This window comes from Dyadobacter sandarakinus (assembly GCF_016894445.1).
GTDB classification, from domain to species: Bacteria; Bacteroidota; Bacteroidia; order Cytophagales; family Spirosomataceae; genus Dyadobacter; species Dyadobacter sandarakinus.
This window is the reverse complement of the sequence record NZ_CP056775.1, coordinates 4,259,605-4,275,126: the sequence shown is the minus strand read 5'-3', so window position 1 is coordinate 4,275,126 and position 15,522 is coordinate 4,259,605. Positions and strand designations below refer to the sequence as shown.

Sequence of the window (15,522 nt, the reverse complement as noted above, 5' to 3'; positions counted from 1 at the left end):
ATCGTACGTACTAGTAAAAAAACGAATAGCATGCCCGAGTATAACTCCGCCGTTCTTCAAGAACTACTCGACGGCTGTTTACAAAAAAACCGCCGCAGTCAGGAGCTGTTGTATAAACAGTTCTACGGCTATGCTATGAGCATTTGCTTACGCTATACACGCAACCGGGAAGAAGCAAAGGAAATACTCAACGACGGTTTTTTTAAGGTTTTTACGAAGCTTGAAAGTTTTGATTCAAGCCGTCCTTTTAAAACCTGGCTGGGCAGGATCATGATCAATACAGCCCTTGACCACTACCGGCAGGAAGTGCGCAGGGATGTAATGGATGATGTGGAAGCCGCAGAGCAGGTGTCCGTGGACGAAACGGTGATCAGCAAGCTGGCTCATGATGAGCTGGTAGCGCTGATACAGAAGCTAACCCCCTCTTACCGCATTGTTTTCAGTTTGTACGTCATTGACGGCTATACACACGAAGAAATTGCAGAACAACTGAAGATTACGGTTGGAGCGTCAAAGTCAAACTTGTCGCGTGCAAGAGAAAAATTGAGAGAAATGTTATCCAAAATCAAAGTTGACGATTATGATAGAGTTGCCAGATGACGAACTGGACAAGCTCTTCAGAAAGTCATCGGAAGAGCTTGATCCGCAGTACGAACCAGATGACTGGAATGCCCTCAGAAGTCGCCTCGACGAGCATGATGGGAGGACTGTGGGAGGATGGCTTCGTAAATGGTGGCCCGCCGGGCTGCTTGCGCTGCTGATTCCTGCGGGAATATTGATGTATTATTTGTTTCAAAATACAGACCGGAAAGAAGCCGGCAATGGAAGGCCTGCCATCGTCCTGGCAGAAAAACAGCCGGCCGAAAAACAGCAACAGGCTGAAAAGCACACGGCACCGGATGCAACCGTAACATCGGAAAAAGCACCCAAACCGGAGCATGCCCCGGCCGCCCATGAAAAAGCAGAGCTTAATGCAGCGCAGTTGAAATCCGGACGGCCTGCTGCCGGCAATGCAGCTCCTGCCACAGCATTGGTGCGTAAATCAAAAATATTGCCCCGTGGCCGGTCTGAGGCAGGCGGAGTGTTCTTGGAGCCCGACCGCTCCAAAGCGGGAGGAGGCGACGGGGCATTAATTATTTCGGACATTCCTTCTCGGAAAAGGGTATGGGATAGGGAGGAACGGAAGAAGGGAGAGATGGAGGAAGGGAGGAATGGAGTAAGGGATGAAGGGAAGAGGGGAGGAATGGAGGATGTGAAGAGAGGTGTAATGGGGGTTGGAGTTGAGGGGGTGGCGTTGGATAGTGCTTTGAGAGTTGAGCGGGTGTTGGTAAGTGCGGATATGTTGCGGGCGAGGCCGCTTGTGTGGACTATGCGTGAACCTGAGGTGGAGATCAAACCGGTAGCGGGGCAGATGCAGGATTCCAGCGCAAGTGAACAGGAGCGGCCGGCCGTCCTATCGCCGAAATGGGCTGTGCGCGTGGGGTACTCGCCGGATCTGACAACAGTTGGATTTAACAATCTTACGAGGGTAGGGAAAGCTTTTTCTTTGCTGTTTGAATACGGTATCAGCAAGAAGTTGTACCTGCAGACCGGGGTGGTACGAAGTGAAAAGGATTACTCTGCCGGTGCAGGCGAGTACGAATTCTATGACTACGTTACAGCTGTTAACACGCCTTATGATGTGGACGGCATGTGCACGATGTTCGAGATTCCGCTTGGCATACGGTATGATCTCGCTCAAAAGGCGCATTCGAGATGGTTTGCCAGCAGCGGGTTCTCCTCCTATTATGCACAGAAAGAGAAATACATCTACCATTATAAGGATTATGTGCATGGCCAAAAGTCAGGTTGGCAGGGGAAAACGGGCTTGTTCCTGTTCAGTCATCTCAATGCCTCTATAGGCTACGAGCGTTCCATTACCCGCAAGCTGTCCATTCTGGCAGAGCCCTATGTACGCATACCGCTCAAAGGTGTGGGTTACGGCAAGGTTAACCTGCTGACGACAGGCGCCTGGATCTCCCTCCGGTATACACCAGTTTTCAGATAAGATCCGCTTCTTCCTGCTCAACTACTCATTACTATTAACTCAATTATATCACTATGAAAATCACCAAGGAAGAAAGCATGAAAAGGGGCGAGTTCCTGCGCAGCTTCGGGCTCAGTACCTCAGCCCTGATGGCCTTTTACTGCATGGGTACACTCACCTCCTGCGGTACCGATCAGGAAGATCCTGAGCCGGTTCCCGGCACCGGCAGCGGCTTTACCAATGGAATCAGCGGAACTGCCTCGGGCAATGCTGTTAACTTCAGCATTGATCTCACTCACGCTTCTTACAGCAAGCTTAAAACGGCCGGCCAGTACAGTGTGATCGGCGACGTGCTGGTAGCATTCACGGCGGACAGCTCCTACATTGCCTTGTCCAAGACCTGCACGCACCAGGGCTCGACGGTACGTTACCGTACGGCGCAGAATGATGTATTCTGCGACTCCCATAATTCGGAGTTTTCACCGACCGGTGCTGTGGAGCAGGGTCCGGCAGCCGCGCCGCTCACAGCCTATAAGACCACTTTGTCGACCGACGGCAATACACTGACCGTTAAAGCTTAACCATTGAACACGCATGAAATCACTCCGTCTGATCTTCATTTTTATATGCTCGGCAACTGCATCCTTTGCACAGGATGATCTGCTGGGAGAACTTTCAAAGCAGGATAGTGCAACCAGGATGCCGGTAACAGCCACATTTAAATCCACCCGGATCGTCAATGGGCATTCTGTTGAAACAATGAAAAAAAATCACATGGACTTCCGGATCTCACACCGGTTCGGACGGCTGAATTCAGGGGCTTACCAGTTCTTTGGTCTCGATCAGGCTACGATGCGCCTCGGATTTGAGTACGGGCTTACGGATCGTTTTATGATTGGGCTCGGACGCAGCACCTCCCAGAAAGTTTATGATTCTTTTGCCAAATTCAAGCTGCTTCAGCAAAGTACCGGCGCAGGAAGTATACCCGTATCCGTTACCCTTTTTGGTGGGCTCACAGCAGCTACACTGAACAAGGAACTCGTATTTCAGGACAAGATCACGTACTCGGCGCAGGTACTCATTGCGCGAAAATTCGGAGAGCGGCTTTCACTGCAGTTATCACCTACTTACCTGCACCGCAACCATCCGGTAGTAACGGGAGATGAAAAAGTACTGCTTGCATTGGGCTTTGGAGGGCGGTACAAATTGTCGAAAAGGGTGTCGCTCAATGGAGAGTACTTCTGGACGGCCCGGGAAAAAAACACGATTACAGCGCCCTATCATGATTCTATGTCGTTCGGGGTGGATATTGAAACAGGCGGGCACGTTTTCCAGCTGCATTTCACCAACTCCCTGGGTATGATCGAGCAGCAATTTATAGGAGAAACTACCGGTACCTGGGGCAAGGGAGATATTCATTATGGCTTTAATATTTCCCGGACTTTCAGTTTTGATAAAAAAAGTAAAGGGTCAGGTAAAACGTATTGATCATGAAACTGCGGATTTTAGGCATGGTGTCCGGCACCATGGTCACGATTGCTTTGTCCTGCGGACAGGTTAAGGCACAGGGAGGAATGTTTGCAACGAATGCGGGGGTTACACGCTTTTCGTCCGAGACACCACTTGAAAATATCAATGCGGAAAACAAAAAATCACAGGCGATCCTCAATACCAGCAGCAATGAGCTAGCCATCCGGATGAACATGCGTGACTTTGTTTTTCCCAACAAGCTTATGCAGGAACATTTCAATGAAAACTACATTGAGTCGGAAAAGTATCCGGTCGCCACGTTCAGCGGAAAGGTGGACAAGGCGCCCGACTATACCAAAGACGGAACGTACGACGTCACTGCCACCGGCAAGTTTACCGTGCATGGAGTGACCAAAGAGCGCAGCATAGCAGGGAAAGTGAAGGTAGAAGGGGGCAAAATCTCCATCAGCTCCGATTTCGACGTGGCCCTGACCGATCACAAGATTGAAGTGCCCCAGGTAGTATTTGTAAAGATAGCCCAAGTCATCAGTGTGAAAGCGCAATATGTTTTGACTCCTTACAAAAAGTAAGGGCCCGCCTGCCGGCAATGCCGGCAGGCTATTTTTACCGTCTCCTCCTGCGGCCTGATTTTCTTTTACGCGCGGGAGCTTTGCGCACGGCTGCTTTTCTTACAACGGTTTTACGTACCGGCTCTTCCTCTTCCAATGATTCTTCTTCCACAGTACTTTCGTCTGCACTTACCTGTGCCGATAACGCGCCACGAGCCAGATAGGGCAATGTATTGTTAAACTGCTGGCTTATATCCTGTCCGCTCTCAATCGCTTTGAGGCGGAATCCGTAAGTGTAGCTGCGGGCAGGAAGCTGGTAACGCTCCTCCACTGTTTGCCCGGTGCCAGTAACAGTTCCCAATCCCATTTGTGCCAGGTCCAGATTGACGCTCGTGGTCGTATTCCTGGCGAGTACAGCCCCTTTTTTTTCGGAAAGCATCAGGTCGCTGGCGGTGTAGTCGTGCACGTTAATGCTCAGTAGCGAATCGGCTGCAGCGGCCAGTCCTGTTCCTTCAGCATTGGTGATCGCTGCCCAGCGAACGTTCGTTTTTTTTCCATTTTCCTGGGGTGAGATGTATGGAAAATGCTGCTCTGCCACAGAGCCGCTGTATACGCTGATTTTTCCGCTAGCTTTCCTGTCGGCATAGGTTTCGTAGGGGCCGTTTCCATACCATTGGAGTTTGTTGAAAGCGGCAGGCATTTGAAACTGGACGCCAATACGGGCCAGTGAGGGCCACTCACCTGTACTTCCGCCAAAGCTGTACTGCACATGTACATCGCCGGATGCATACACGGTATAGATTGATGTTACACTAGTTTCACCCTTCAACCCGCGGAGCTGCTGCCTGATTTCCACCCGGTATACCTGGCTTGTGATCCGCCGGGTCTGCATGCTGGATGAAGCAACGTTCAGCGAATCCAGGCCGGCATTGTGCCAGCGTGCTGCCATACTACCGGTGCCTCCATACACGTCATTACGAACGGGTACCCGCCAAAACGACGGCCGGAAGCCTTTTTCCAGCATTTCTTCCTTTTTGTTTTTAAATGAAATAATACCTCCTGTGTTTTTGTCAATGGTTACGGAAAAGTCCTGCCCCGAAACCATGACCCTGCCCGAGCTTACCTGCGTAATGCGCAACGGACGGTTCTGGTACAGGCTGATTTGCGGTTTCTCCGGACTGGTATTAGCGATCGGGATCTGCTGCCAGGCTACTTCAAAACCCTTTGCTGCCCAGGGGGTAGGTTCTTTCAGGCGCAGGCTGAGATTGAGGAAGTACTCTGCTCCGGGTTTGCGGGTAACTTCATAGGGTATCGCATAGGTTTGCTTTTGTTTCGGCGCCGTGGGCAGGTTGGTCAGGGTATTTGATTTACCAATGATCTTCCCATTTTCCAGTACTGACCACACCAGCTCGAAGTTTTGCATTGACAAAAAGTCGTACTGGTTACTGATCGTGATATTTTTTTCTCCATTACGCAAGGTATCCGGTGCATCAAAACGCACAGATTGAAAAACCTTCCTGACTTCTGAAAGCTCAGGCTGCGGCGTGCGGTCGGGTGTTACCAGACCATTGTCTGCATGGTCATTATCAGACTGATTAAAATAATCCCAGTAGAATGTACCGTCAGGGTTTTTCATTTTCAATCCCTGGTCTGCCCAGCTGCTGATGAAACCGCCCTGCATGGAAGGATATTTGTCGATGACATCCCAATAGGCTTTCAGGCCACCCAATGCATTGCCGGCAGCCCGTGCATATTCACCCAGGATAAGGGGCCGTGTTTTGTCTTTTTTGATCAGCTCCTGCATATCCTGTATGCCGGGATTCGGGCCGGATATGATGTCAAAGCTGTTGAGGGACGTGGGTTTTGCGTCTTTTTTTTCATCGTAAAATACCGGCCGGGTAGGATCTGCCAGCCTGATGAAGTCGGCCAGGGCGGTAAAGTTGCTGCCCATTCCCGAGTCATGTCCCAAAGACCAGATAATGATAGAAGGATGATTTTTGTCACGCTCCATCATGGCATTACCACGCGCCAGGAAGGCCGGCTTCCAATCCGGATTGTCGGCAAGGCCAATGTTTTTATTCCACGGCCCACTACTTTCAATATTGGCTTCGTCCATCACGTACAATCCGAACTCGTCACACAGGTCGTACCAGTACGGATCATGGGGGTTATGCGCAGTGCGCACCGCATTAATATTGTGCTGCTTCATGAGGACAACATCCCGGAGCATGGTTTCGCGGCTCAGCGTGCGTCCGTTTTCAGGGTCCGATTCATAGCGGTTTACGCCTTTGATCGTGATGGCTTTCCCATTTACAAGCAATTGTCCGCCTTTTATTTTTACATCCCTGAATCCCACCCGCTGGCTTGCAACTTCCAGTACCTTCCCGTCTGAATTCATGAGCTGGATCGTGAGGGTATACAGCTGCGGCAGATCCGCACTCCATTTGGCGGGGTTCGGTACGGGTACTTCGAGCCGGAGCGCTGCTTCCTTAAACGGTTCCAGTGTACCTACCATCTGGCTAACCGGGGGTACTGCCACGTTTTTGGCAGCATCGTACAAGGTAAACAGTACCTGGTGGGCGTAAATGGGCGTATCCCCGTAGTTTTTCACAAATGCACTCAGCCTCAGAACCGCATTTTCATGCGATGCATCCAGCTGCGTTTTTACATGGTAGTCGGCGAGTACAACTTTGGGCAGTACCAGCAGATTTACATCCCTGAATATGCCCGCAAGCCGCCAGTTATGCTGGTTTTCGAGGTAGCTGCCGTCCGACAAGTTGATTACCTCCACGGCAAGGTGGTTGATGCCGGCTTTTACATCCTGCGTAATATCAAACTCAAACGGCGTCATACCATCTTCATGATACCCGATCGCTACACCGTTCAGCCACACGTAGCAGGCGGATTGTACACCCTGAAACTGCAGGAAAAATTGCCGGGATTTCACATCGTCTTTGACCGTGAAGGTAGTCCGGTACATGCCTACTGCATTTGTATCGCTGTCAATGCGCGGCGGATTGGGTTTAAACGGGTAAGTAGGACTGGAAAAAACCGGGCGATCATAGGGGCGGTTTTCGCGGGCACCCACGATTTGCCAGCTGGAAGGCACCGGCATGTTGTCCCAGCCATTGTCGGACAGAGCGGGATCGTAAAAGTTTTTTAATGCCTTGGAAGGGTGGGAAGCCCACCTGAATTTCCAGTTACCGTTCAGGGATTGTACCAGCGGACTGGCCGGTAGTCGTTCCAATGCACTTTTCTCGTCGGGATAAGGAGTGAAGTCAGCACGCGGGCGCTCGGTATTGACGCTGATTACCTGCGGGTCCTGCCACTCGGGGGTGGTTTGGGCACGTATCGAATTGACGGCCGACAGCAGCACGAATGTAACTGCCCAAAGCCGGTAGTGTATGCATGAATGCATTGTAGTAGGTTGATATGCAGTAACTAAGGATTTTTACGACCATCCTGCCGGGAGGGCTGCCGGTCATTTCCGGGTTAAAATTAGATATATTCAAAAATAAACCGCTCGCAAATAAACGCCTGCTGAAGTTTTATCAGGAGAATGCCCTTAATTTGCCGCCTCACGAAATTGCTGAGCTATGCTGTTGGCTGTTGATGTTGGCAATACGGATACTGTTTTCGGATTGTACCAGTCGGGCGATTGGGAATACATCTGGCGTACCCGCTCATTGGTAGAGGAAAATGAATCTCATTATGAATCGCGCCTGCGCCTGCACTTCCTGGAAGCAGGGCTGTGGTATGGCGATGTGGAAACCGTTGTACTCAGCAGCGTGGTGCCAGCCCTCACACCCGTAATCCTCAAAACGCTTCGCGCCATGTTCGGGGACGAGGTAGTTGTGGTAGGTCCTGATATTTTTCCCGAATTGAATATTGCCATCGACCATCCCCACGAAATTGGTGCAGACCTGATCGCTAATGCAGTAGCAGTGATGTCAAGGTACAACCAGCACTGTGTGGTAGTGGATTTCGGGACGGCGCTCACATTTACTACAGTGTCAAAAGACCGCCAGATATTGGGTGTGGCTATTTTGCCGGGACTGGTGACGGCTGTAAAAGCATTGTTTGCCAACACTGCCCAGCTTCCCGAAGTACCCTTGCAGCTTCCTGCTACGGCTATCGGGAAAAATACCACAGAAGCGATCCAGGCCGGTATTTTGCTGGGTTATGAAGGTCTTGTGAAATCATTGCTGCAACGCATCCGTGCGGAACTGGGCGGTGAATGCATTGCGGTAGCCACCGGCGGCCTGTCTTCCATTATCGATACGCTGGAAGGTGAATTTGTCGAGATCGACCGGCTACTGACGCTGGACGGTTTGCGGATCATCGGAGAGCGTGTCAGGGCTTGACCCAGTCGCGGAAGTTGCCGCTTTTCAATAACGACAGGGTGTGTACGGGCTGGTTGTACAGGTATGTCCAGCAAAGCAGCTGATCGCCTGTGTCGCAGGTAATGTCCACTTTTTTGCGCAGGTACAAACTGCTTTTTTCATCTTCGGAAACATCTTCATATTCGTCGAGCTCAGTAAGCAGCGTATCAGGCGCATGCAATCTGAACACTTCTCCGTATACCTTCGAAATGCTGCTCTCATCCCGGATCGCACCCGGGTACCAATCAACAAGATAAAGGCTGCCGGGCATGGATCCGGCACTGAGGTAAGTACCTTCTTCTTCAAGTTTGCGGGCAAAAAGATTAGCAAAGCCGCGCATCAAGGTGCCGTAAACAAACAAGTATTGGGGCAGATCGGGTGTGTCCGCGACACTGTTCGGGCCTGGCATTTGTTTTAGAATTATTCGATCCTGAAATATAAACCGCTGCCTACTGTTATAGTAAAAGGTGGTATTATTCTTATATTTACAAATAGGCTTTTCAACTTACTAAGTTACAGTTATGTACGAAAAGAATCTGGGTACGAAACAAAAAGCATTGAGAATCAACCTGGACCGCAGGATTTACGGGTCTTTTGCGGAGATAGGAGCGGGGCAGGAAACAGCGGCTTTTTTCTTCAAGGCAGGGGGTGCTTCGGGCACGGTAGCCAAGACGATGTCTGCCTACGATATGACTTTCAGTGATGCAATATATGGGACAGAAGAGGGCGGCCGGTATGTGGTGGAGTCGCGCCTGATGAAGATGCTGAACCGCGAGTACAACCTGGTGGAAAAGAGGCTCTCAGAAAAGCGTGGTGAGGACAGTCACTTCTTTGCATTTGCCAATACTGTAGTAGCGCTCAACTTCCAGAAAACCAATGAGTCACATGGATGGATTGGGCTTAAATTCCAGCTGTCGCCCATGGGGCCGACCAACTTTGTGGTGATTCACGTGCGTATGCGCGATGATGAAAATGTCCTTCAGCAGCAGGCATTGGGTATTATTGGGGTAAACCTCATTTACGGTTGTTTTTTCTATTACAGCTCGCCCGAAACGTTGCTGCTCTCCTTAATGGACGACCTCACAACGGACCGGATCGAGATTGATATGGTCCGGTTCAGTGGTCCCGATTTCGAGGGTGTTGATAACCGGCTGATGAGCCTGCGCCTGGTGCGAAACGGATTTACCGATGCGGCTCTTTTCGGGGCGGACGGAGGCGTACTGCAGCCATCCGAAGCACTTTATAAAAAACACATCCTGATGATGCGCGGGCGGCTTCGTCCGATCACGAATGTGCATATCGATCTGATCAGCAATGGGCAGAAGCAATTTCTGGCCGAGCCTGATGTGGACGAATCGAAGGTTGTACTTATTTCCGAGCTTACGCTACATAATCTGAAATCGGGGGACAAGGATATTGATGAGAAGGATTTTCTCGATCGTGTGGATATCCTGTGTTCGCTCGGGCACATGGTAATGATCTCGAATCACCACGAATATTACCGGCTGGTGGCTTACCTGTCGCGTCTTTCGAAGCTGAAAGCAGGATTACTGCTGGGCAGTCCGAGTTTGCAGGATATTTTTGACGAAAAGCATTATGAGTTCCTGCCGGGAGGCATTTTGGAATCATTTGCGACGCTTTTCAGCCGCAAGGTCAAGCTGTTTATTTATCCCACATTGCAGCCGGATGGCTCTGTGTATAGTTGCGAAAATTTCCGCATCCCTGATCATCTCAGACCATTGTTCCAATATCTGATCATCAACAATAAAATTGCGGATATTGTAAACTACAATAAGGAGCACATGCATATTACTACCGACAGCGTGCTAGAAAAAATCAAGCGCGGCGAGCCCGGCTGGGATAAGCTGGTACCCGAGAATGTGGCGCACATCATTCGTGAAAAATCGCTTTTTGGCTTGCCCGCTGAGGAAAGTAACATTACCCCGGAAGTCCAGTTACAGGATTAGGCGCGGATTTCGGAGAAGTATTGATTTTACTAAAAACTATACACATGAATGATCATCCCGAAATTGACCGCTATTTATCCAATGCCCGCGAAATACTGAGTACCAAGGCTGATAAGGCCGGAAATGAATACCGCGACATCAAATATGTACAAATGGCTTCGGGCACGGCGTACAATGCTGCTTTGATGATTGCAGACGAATACCTCAAACGGAAGGAAGGTGCCAGGTTTGTGAAACCCAAAAGTATTGAAGAATACAGGGATCGTTTGCGCAAGCATAACAAAACCATGCTGTCGTACCTCAATGAAGCTTACGATACGCTGCACCTGGCAGGATATTACCATGGAACTCCGTCTGTACGAACGATTCGGGAGGGGCTGGACGTGACCCAAAAGATGTTTGCAATGATCAGGTAAAGGTTTAAAAACAAGAAAGTCGGCCAGCGCCGACTTTCTTGTTTTTATAGGGTACTGAAATCAAAAGTTTCGAGGTACTTGGTTGTGAAGTTGCCCGATTTGAATCCAGGATCGTCCATCAGCTTGATGTGGAAGGGAATGGTCGTTTTAATTCCCTCAATTACAAATTCCTGCAATGCACGCTTCATCCTGGTAATTACTTCCTCCCGTGACTGTCCGCTGACGATCAGCTTGGCGATCATGGAGTCGTAATTGGGCGGAATGGTATAGCCACTGTAAACATGACTGTCAATGCGGATACCGTGACCACCCGGAAAATGAAGGTTGGTAATCTTTCCAGGAGCAGGACGGAAGCTCGCACCCGGATCTTCGGCATTGATGCGGCATTCCATTGCATATAGCTTAGGGGTGTAGTTCACGCCTGATATGGGTTCTCCCGCAGCTACTTTAATTTGTTCCTTGATCAGGTCAAAATCAGTAACTTCTTCCGTAATAGGATGTTCTACCTGAATACGGGTATTCATTTCCATGAAGTAGAAGTCGCCGTTCTTATCTACCAAAAATTCAATGGTACCTGCACCTTCGTAGCCGATCGCCTGTGCACCTTTGATCGCAGCGGCGCCCATTTGTTCCCGCAATTCCGGGGTAATAATGGGCGAGGGGGTTTCCTCAACCAGCTTCTGGTGACGGCGCTGGATGGAGCAATCACGTTCAGAAAGATGGCAAACCTTTCCATACTGGTCACCAATGATCTGAATTTCAATATGGCGGGGCTCTTCTACAAACTTTTCAAGATAAAGACCATCATTCCCGAAAGCTGCGGCCGATTCGGTACGCGCATCATTCCAGGCTTTTTCAAATTCGTCGGGCTTGTTGATGATCCGCATCCCACGTCCGCCACCACCGGCAGTTGCTTTGACGATGACGGGGTAGCCAATGCCTTCTGCCAGCTTTTTGCCCTGCTCGATAGATTCCAGCAGGCCCTCAGAACCAGGTACTACCGGAACACCGGCCTGGATCATGGTTGCTTTGGCAGTAGCCTTGTCGCCCATCGAGTTGATCTGAGCAGCGGTAGCACCAATGAATTTGATGCCATAATCCGCACAGATCTGCGAAAATTCCGCGTTTTCGGATAAAAATCCGTAGCCCGGGTGAATGGCATCAGCGCCGGTAACTTCGGCGGCTGAGATAATATTTTGTATGCTTAGGTAAGACTGGCGGCTCGGGGGAGGGCCAATGCATACAGCTTCATCTGCAAAGCGGACATGAAGGCTGTCGCGATCAGCCGTGGAATACACTGCTACGGTTTTAATCCCCATTTCCCGGCATGTCCGGATCACGCGCAGGGCGATCTCACCTCTGTTGGCAATGAGTATTTTTTTAAACATTGACGTTCAATTAAGTTTTACAGACCAACCTATGCCTTATACAGGCTCAACCAGGAACAGCGGTTGGTCAAACTCAACAGGGGTCGCGTTTTCAACCAGTACTTTTACAATTTTTCCTGAAATTTCACTTTCAATTTCGTTGAAAAGCTTCATCGCTTCAATCACGCATACAACTTTGCCCGGCTTCACTTCATCACCTACACTCACGAATGCAGGAGTTTCAGGGTTTGATGCCCGGTAGAATGTGCCGATCATAGGCGATTTGATGGTCAGCAGGTTGGATGCTGATGCAGGCGAAGCAGGTGCCGCCTCCGTAGGTGCAGACTGGCCCAGAGGCGCAGCTGGTGCAGGTGCGGAGTAAGACGGTGTTGAAACAATCGCCTGAGGAGCGCCAAGCGGAGCTGCCGGAGCAGTGCCGTAACGCTTTACTTTGATTTTGAGATCAGTTGTTTCAATATTCACTTCATCAAGGCCCGACTGGGCGATGAAGTCGATCAATTTTTGAATTTCTCTGGTTTCCATGTAGTCAAATTTAAACGGTGCAGCTTAAACCGCCGGAACGTTATGGGTTATCTTTTAAGAGTAAATAATGCCTAAATGTATTTAAAGTCAGGATTTTACTCTTTCAACGTAGTCGTAAGTCCGCGTATCTACCTTGATTTTCTCTCCCTCCTGGATAAATAAAGGCACCATGATCCGAGCGCCTGTTTCCACTTCAATGGCTTTTTTGGGCGAGTTGGCAGTGTCTCCTTTTAATCCGGGCTCGGAGTAAGTTACGGTAAGCTCAACAAATGGCGGAAGCTCGCAGGTGAGCGGAGCTTCGTTTTCTGTGTTGATCAGGATTTCAACTTCCTGTCCTTCTTTCATCAGATCCGCATTTGTTACCAGTTTCTCGTCAATCAGTACCTGATCAAAAGTTTCGGAATTCATGAAGTTATAACCTACTTCATCTTTGTAAAGAAACTGGAATTTATGTCTCTCCACCCGCACAGGAATAATGGTTGCGCCGGACGAAAACGTATTATCCAGCACTTTGCCGGTGGTCAGACTTTTTATTTTGGTACGGACAAATGCGTTTCCTTTTCCAGGCTTCACGTGTTGAAACTCGATCACCTGAAAAAGATCGTGGTTAAAATCGATCACCAATCCGTTACGCAAATCTGCAGTAGTTGCCATTTTGAAAATGATATTAATTGTATTTGTGTAAAATAAGGCCTTTGCTTGCTGGTAGCGGCCCTATCAACCGTTATATGCCCATTTGAGGTACATAGCACCCCAGGTGAAGCCGCCGCCAAAGGCTGCCAGAATTACGTTGTCACCTTTTTTCAACTGTGACTCGTAGTCCCAGAGGCAAAGCGGGATGGTTGCAGAAGTGGTATTTCCATAATGTTGGATGTTTACCATCACCTTGTCCATTCCTACGCCCATGCGATTGGCTGTGGCCTCAATAATGCGTTTGTTGGCCTGATGCGGCACGAGCCACGCTACGTTGTCGCCGGTCAGCCCATTCTTTTCCATGATCTCGGCTGAAATGAAGGCCATATTGGTCACGGCAAATTTGAAAACCTGCGAGCCGTCCTGAAAAACATAATGCCAGCCCTTGTCAATGGTCTCGTGGGTGGGTGGGTAGCGGCTACCGCCGGCTTTCTGATGCAGGTAAGGAGCGCCCGCGCCATCTGACCTGATAATGGAGTCAATGATTCCATTGCCTTCGGTATCGGGTTCCAAGAGTACAGCACCGGCACCATCCCCGAAAAGGACACATGTTTTGCGGTCTGTATAGTCTACGATCGCCGACATTTTGTCGGATCCTACAACAATGACTTTTTTATATTTTCCGGTTTCAATGAACTGAGAACCGAGGGTAAGTGCATAAACAAAGCCCGAGCAGGCTGCCTGTATGTCAAAACTGCCCACATTGCGGATACCGACCATATCACAGATCAGATTGGCAGTACAGGGAAACACGTAGTCTGGCGTGGTAGTGGCACAGATCAGCAGCTCAATCTCTTCAGCACGTGTATTCGTTTTGGCGAGGAGGCCCTTCACAGCTTCCGCTCCCATATGTGAACTCCCTAAACCCTCTCCTTTGAGAATACGCCTTTCTTTAATGCCCGTCCTGCTAACAATCCATTCATCACTCGTCGCCACCATGGTTTCCAGTTCGGCATTCGTCAAAATATAATCAGGTACGTACCCTTGTATCCCTGTTATAGCGGCTTTGATTTGGGTCATGATAAAAATTAACTATTCAAAATCCGAATAGACTTTGGTAAAAAAGAAAGTATCTGCTTACTCATTAACGTGGTTGTCGGTCTCAGAAAATCAGTTCAGGGCTTGGGCAATATGCAAATATGCCTTGGATTTGACCTGCTTGTAAGCCCACTCGATCATATTTTTAATAGCAAGCGGCGAGGAAATTCCGTGTGCGATCATCACATTGCCGTTGACACCGATGATAGGACTTCCTCCGATAGACTCATAATTGGTCTGATCTATAAAGTCGTCCTGAAAGCCCCTCTTTTTGGATATTTCATAAAGGGACTCACCCAGTTTAAACAGGATATTTCCTGTAAAACCATCAGTTACGATGACATCGGCCTTATTGGTAAAAAGGTCTTTTCCTTCAATATTACCGATAAAATTGATGCGTTTGTTCTGCTTTAATAAAGGATAGGTTGCCTGGGAAGTGAGGGAGCCTTTCTGTTCTTCTTCCCCTATGTTCATCAGCGCCACTCTGGGGCGCTCAACCTGAAAGGTATATTGTGCAAAAATAGAGCCGATCTCACCAAACTGGGCAAGTACTTCCGGTTTGCAGTCGGCATTGGCACCAATGTCAAGCATGATGGAGTAGCCGCCGCCTACCTGGGGTACAAACCCCGCAATGGCAGGTCGCAGAATGCCCTCAATCGCTTTGATGCTGAACAGGGCTCCCACGTGCATGGCACCCGTGTTGCCCGCACTGCAGAAAATATCTACTTCTCTTTCTTTCAGTAATTTAAACCCTACTCCGATGCTGGAATTTGGTTTTTGGGAGAGGGCTTTGGTAGGATGTTCGCCCATCTCGATAATATCTTCCGCGTGAACTACGTCGATATTAACAGGAGTGAAATTATGCTGGTTAAAAATGTCCCAGATGATACGCTCGCGGCCAATCAAAACGATTCTCGCTTCTGATGGTAGTTCGGAAGAGGCTTGGATAACCCCTTCAACAATTGCTTGCGGAGCTAAATCTCCCCCCATAGCATCTACCGCAATTTTCATTTACACGCAGTTATTTTAGACAAATATGTACGAAATCGAA

Annotated in this window: 15 protein-coding genes; 8 read left to right on the top strand and 7 right to left on the bottom strand. The window is 49.4% G+C overall.

The annotated features are described in order from the left end of the window. Nucleotides 1-30 precede the first annotated feature (30 nt). From HWI92_RS17280 to HWI92_RS17260, 5 genes are read left to right on the top strand one after another with little or no spacing between them, the layout of a single operon-like run. Nucleotides 31-600 carry an RNA polymerase sigma factor gene (locus tag HWI92_RS17280; RefSeq protein ID WP_204657578.1) on the top strand — a complete coding sequence of 190 codons (570 nt, stop codon included), beginning with the start codon at nt 31-33 and terminating at the stop codon, nt 598-600. Continuing rightward, nucleotides 581-2,047, top strand: a complete 1,467-nt coding sequence (locus tag HWI92_RS17275) for a porin family protein (protein WP_204657576.1) — start codon at nt 581-583, stop codon at nt 2,045-2,047. The genes HWI92_RS17280 and HWI92_RS17275 overlap by 20 nt, the downstream gene beginning before the upstream one ends. 53 nt (nt 2,048-2,100) lie before the next feature. Continuing rightward, nucleotides 2,101-2,607 carry a QcrA and Rieske domain-containing protein gene (locus tag HWI92_RS17270; RefSeq protein WP_204657574.1) on the top strand — a complete coding sequence of 169 codons (507 nt, stop codon included), beginning with the start codon at nt 2,101-2,103 and terminating at the stop codon, nt 2,605-2,607. 13 nt (nt 2,608-2,620) lie between these two features. Then, nucleotides 2,621-3,514: a DUF5777 family beta-barrel protein gene (locus HWI92_RS17265; protein WP_204657572.1), complete on the top strand. Its 894-nt coding sequence runs from the start codon at nt 2,621-2,623 to the stop codon at nt 3,512-3,514. Nucleotides 3,515-3,516: 2 nt separating this feature from the next. Next, entirely contained in the window at nt 3,517-4,086 is a 570-nt protein-coding gene (locus HWI92_RS17260; protein ID WP_229248202.1) for a YceI family protein, read from the top strand. A 34-nt stretch (nt 4,087-4,120) separates the two neighbouring features. Here HWI92_RS17260 and HWI92_RS17255 read toward each other — a convergent pair whose 3' ends face one another. Next, nucleotides 4,121-7,483: a glycoside hydrolase family 2 TIM barrel-domain containing protein gene (locus tag HWI92_RS17255; protein ID WP_204657570.1), complete on the bottom strand. Its 3,363-nt coding sequence runs from the start codon at nt 7,481-7,483 to the stop codon at nt 4,121-4,123. A gap of 178 nt (nt 7,484-7,661) precedes the next feature. On the opposite strand from HWI92_RS17255, the gene HWI92_RS17250 reads away from it, so the two are divergent. Beyond that, nucleotides 7,662-8,429 carry a type III pantothenate kinase gene (locus HWI92_RS17250; RefSeq protein WP_204657568.1) on the top strand — a complete coding sequence of 256 codons (768 nt, stop codon included), beginning with the start codon at nt 7,662-7,664 and terminating at the stop codon, nt 8,427-8,429. Here HWI92_RS17250 and HWI92_RS17245 read toward each other — a convergent pair. Beyond that, a complete protein-coding gene (locus HWI92_RS17245; protein ID WP_204657566.1) occupies nt 8,419-8,856 on the bottom strand; it encodes a gamma-glutamylcyclotransferase family protein in 438 nt (145 codons plus the stop codon). The genes HWI92_RS17250 and HWI92_RS17245 overlap by 11 nt on opposite strands. A 112-nt stretch (nt 8,857-8,968) precedes the next feature. Here HWI92_RS17245 and HWI92_RS17240 point away from each other — a divergent pair, with 112 nt between their 5' ends. Continuing rightward, nucleotides 8,969-10,414, top strand: a complete 1,446-nt coding sequence (locus tag HWI92_RS17240) for a TonB-dependent receptor (protein WP_204657564.1) — start codon at nt 8,969-8,971, stop codon at nt 10,412-10,414. Between the two features lie 44 nt (nt 10,415-10,458). Continuing rightward, complete coding sequence (locus HWI92_RS17235) at nt 10,459-10,830, top strand: DUF5618 family protein (RefSeq protein ID WP_204657562.1); 372 nt, start codon at nt 10,459-10,461, stop codon at nt 10,828-10,830. A gap of 44 nt (nt 10,831-10,874) precedes the next feature. On the opposite strand, the gene accC is transcribed toward HWI92_RS17235, so the two are convergent. From accC to plsX, 5 genes are all read right to left on the bottom strand, one after another. After that, the gene (gene accC, locus HWI92_RS17230) at nt 10,875-12,218 is read right to left on the bottom strand and encodes an acetyl-CoA carboxylase biotin carboxylase subunit (RefSeq protein WP_204657560.1); all 1,344 of its coding nucleotides are present in this window, start codon (nt 12,216-12,218) and stop codon (nt 10,875-10,877) included. A 36-nt stretch (nt 12,219-12,254) separates the two neighbouring features. Continuing rightward, the gene (gene accB / locus HWI92_RS17225) at nt 12,255-12,740 is read right to left on the bottom strand and encodes an acetyl-CoA carboxylase biotin carboxyl carrier protein (protein ID WP_204657558.1); all 486 of its coding nucleotides are present in this window, start codon (nt 12,738-12,740) and stop codon (nt 12,255-12,257) included. 87 nt (nt 12,741-12,827) lie between these two features. Next, the gene (gene efp / locus HWI92_RS17220) at nt 12,828-13,394 is read right to left on the bottom strand and encodes an elongation factor P (RefSeq protein WP_204657556.1); all 567 of its coding nucleotides are present in this window, start codon (nt 13,392-13,394) and stop codon (nt 12,828-12,830) included. A 63-nt stretch (nt 13,395-13,457) separates the two neighbouring features. Beyond that, nucleotides 13,458-14,453 carry a beta-ketoacyl-ACP synthase III gene (locus HWI92_RS17215; RefSeq protein WP_204657554.1) on the bottom strand — a complete coding sequence of 332 codons (996 nt, stop codon included), beginning with the start codon at nt 14,451-14,453 and terminating at the stop codon, nt 13,458-13,460. Nucleotides 14,454-14,543: 90 nt separating this feature from the next. Continuing rightward, nucleotides 14,544-15,482 (bottom strand): phosphate acyltransferase PlsX, encoded by a 939-nt coding sequence (gene plsX / locus HWI92_RS17210; RefSeq protein ID WP_204657552.1) that lies wholly within the window; start codon nt 15,480-15,482, stop codon nt 14,544-14,546. Nucleotides 15,483-15,522: the final 40 nt, after the last annotated feature.

What these genes read in the sequence shown, in the direction of transcription:
- HWI92_RS17280 (WP_204657578.1), top strand. Translation starts at nt 31, where the DNA reads ATGCCCGAGTATAACTCCGCCGTTCTTCAAGAACTACTCGACGGCTGT.
- HWI92_RS17275 (WP_204657576.1), top strand. Translation starts at nt 581, where the DNA reads ATGATAGAGTTGCCAGATGACGAACTGGACAAGCTCTTCAGAAAGTCA.
- HWI92_RS17270 (WP_204657574.1), top strand. Translation starts at nt 2,101, where the DNA reads ATGAAAATCACCAAGGAAGAAAGCATGAAAAGGGGCGAGTTCCTGCGC.
- HWI92_RS17265 (WP_204657572.1), top strand. Translation starts at nt 2,621, where the DNA reads ATGAAATCACTCCGTCTGATCTTCATTTTTATATGCTCGGCAACTGCA.
- HWI92_RS17260 (WP_229248202.1), top strand. Translation starts at nt 3,517, where the DNA reads ATGAAACTGCGGATTTTAGGCATGGTGTCCGGCACCATGGTCACGATT.
- HWI92_RS17255 (WP_204657570.1), bottom strand. Translation starts at nt 7,483, where the DNA reads ATGCATTCATGCATACACTACCGGCTTTGGGCAGTTACATTCGTGCTG.
- HWI92_RS17250 (WP_204657568.1), top strand. Translation starts at nt 7,662, where the DNA reads ATGCTGTTGGCTGTTGATGTTGGCAATACGGATACTGTTTTCGGATTG.
- HWI92_RS17245 (WP_204657566.1), bottom strand. Translation starts at nt 8,856, where the DNA reads ATGCCAGGCCCGAACAGTGTCGCGGACACACCCGATCTGCCCCAATAC.
- HWI92_RS17240 (WP_204657564.1), top strand. Translation starts at nt 8,969, where the DNA reads ATGTACGAAAAGAATCTGGGTACGAAACAAAAAGCATTGAGAATCAAC.
- HWI92_RS17235 (WP_204657562.1), top strand. Translation starts at nt 10,459, where the DNA reads ATGAATGATCATCCCGAAATTGACCGCTATTTATCCAATGCCCGCGAA.
- accC (WP_204657560.1), bottom strand. Translation starts at nt 12,218, where the DNA reads ATGTTTAAAAAAATACTCATTGCCAACAGAGGTGAGATCGCCCTGCGC.
- accB (WP_204657558.1), bottom strand. Translation starts at nt 12,740, where the DNA reads ATGGAAACCAGAGAAATTCAAAAATTGATCGACTTCATCGCCCAGTCG.
- efp (WP_204657556.1), bottom strand. Translation starts at nt 13,394, where the DNA reads ATGGCAACTACTGCAGATTTGCGTAACGGATTGGTGATCGATTTTAAC.
- HWI92_RS17215 (WP_204657554.1), bottom strand. Translation starts at nt 14,453, where the DNA reads ATGACCCAAATCAAAGCCGCTATAACAGGGATACAAGGGTACGTACCT.
- plsX (WP_204657552.1), bottom strand. Translation starts at nt 15,482, where the DNA reads ATGAAAATTGCGGTAGATGCTATGGGGGGAGATTTAGCTCCGCAAGCA.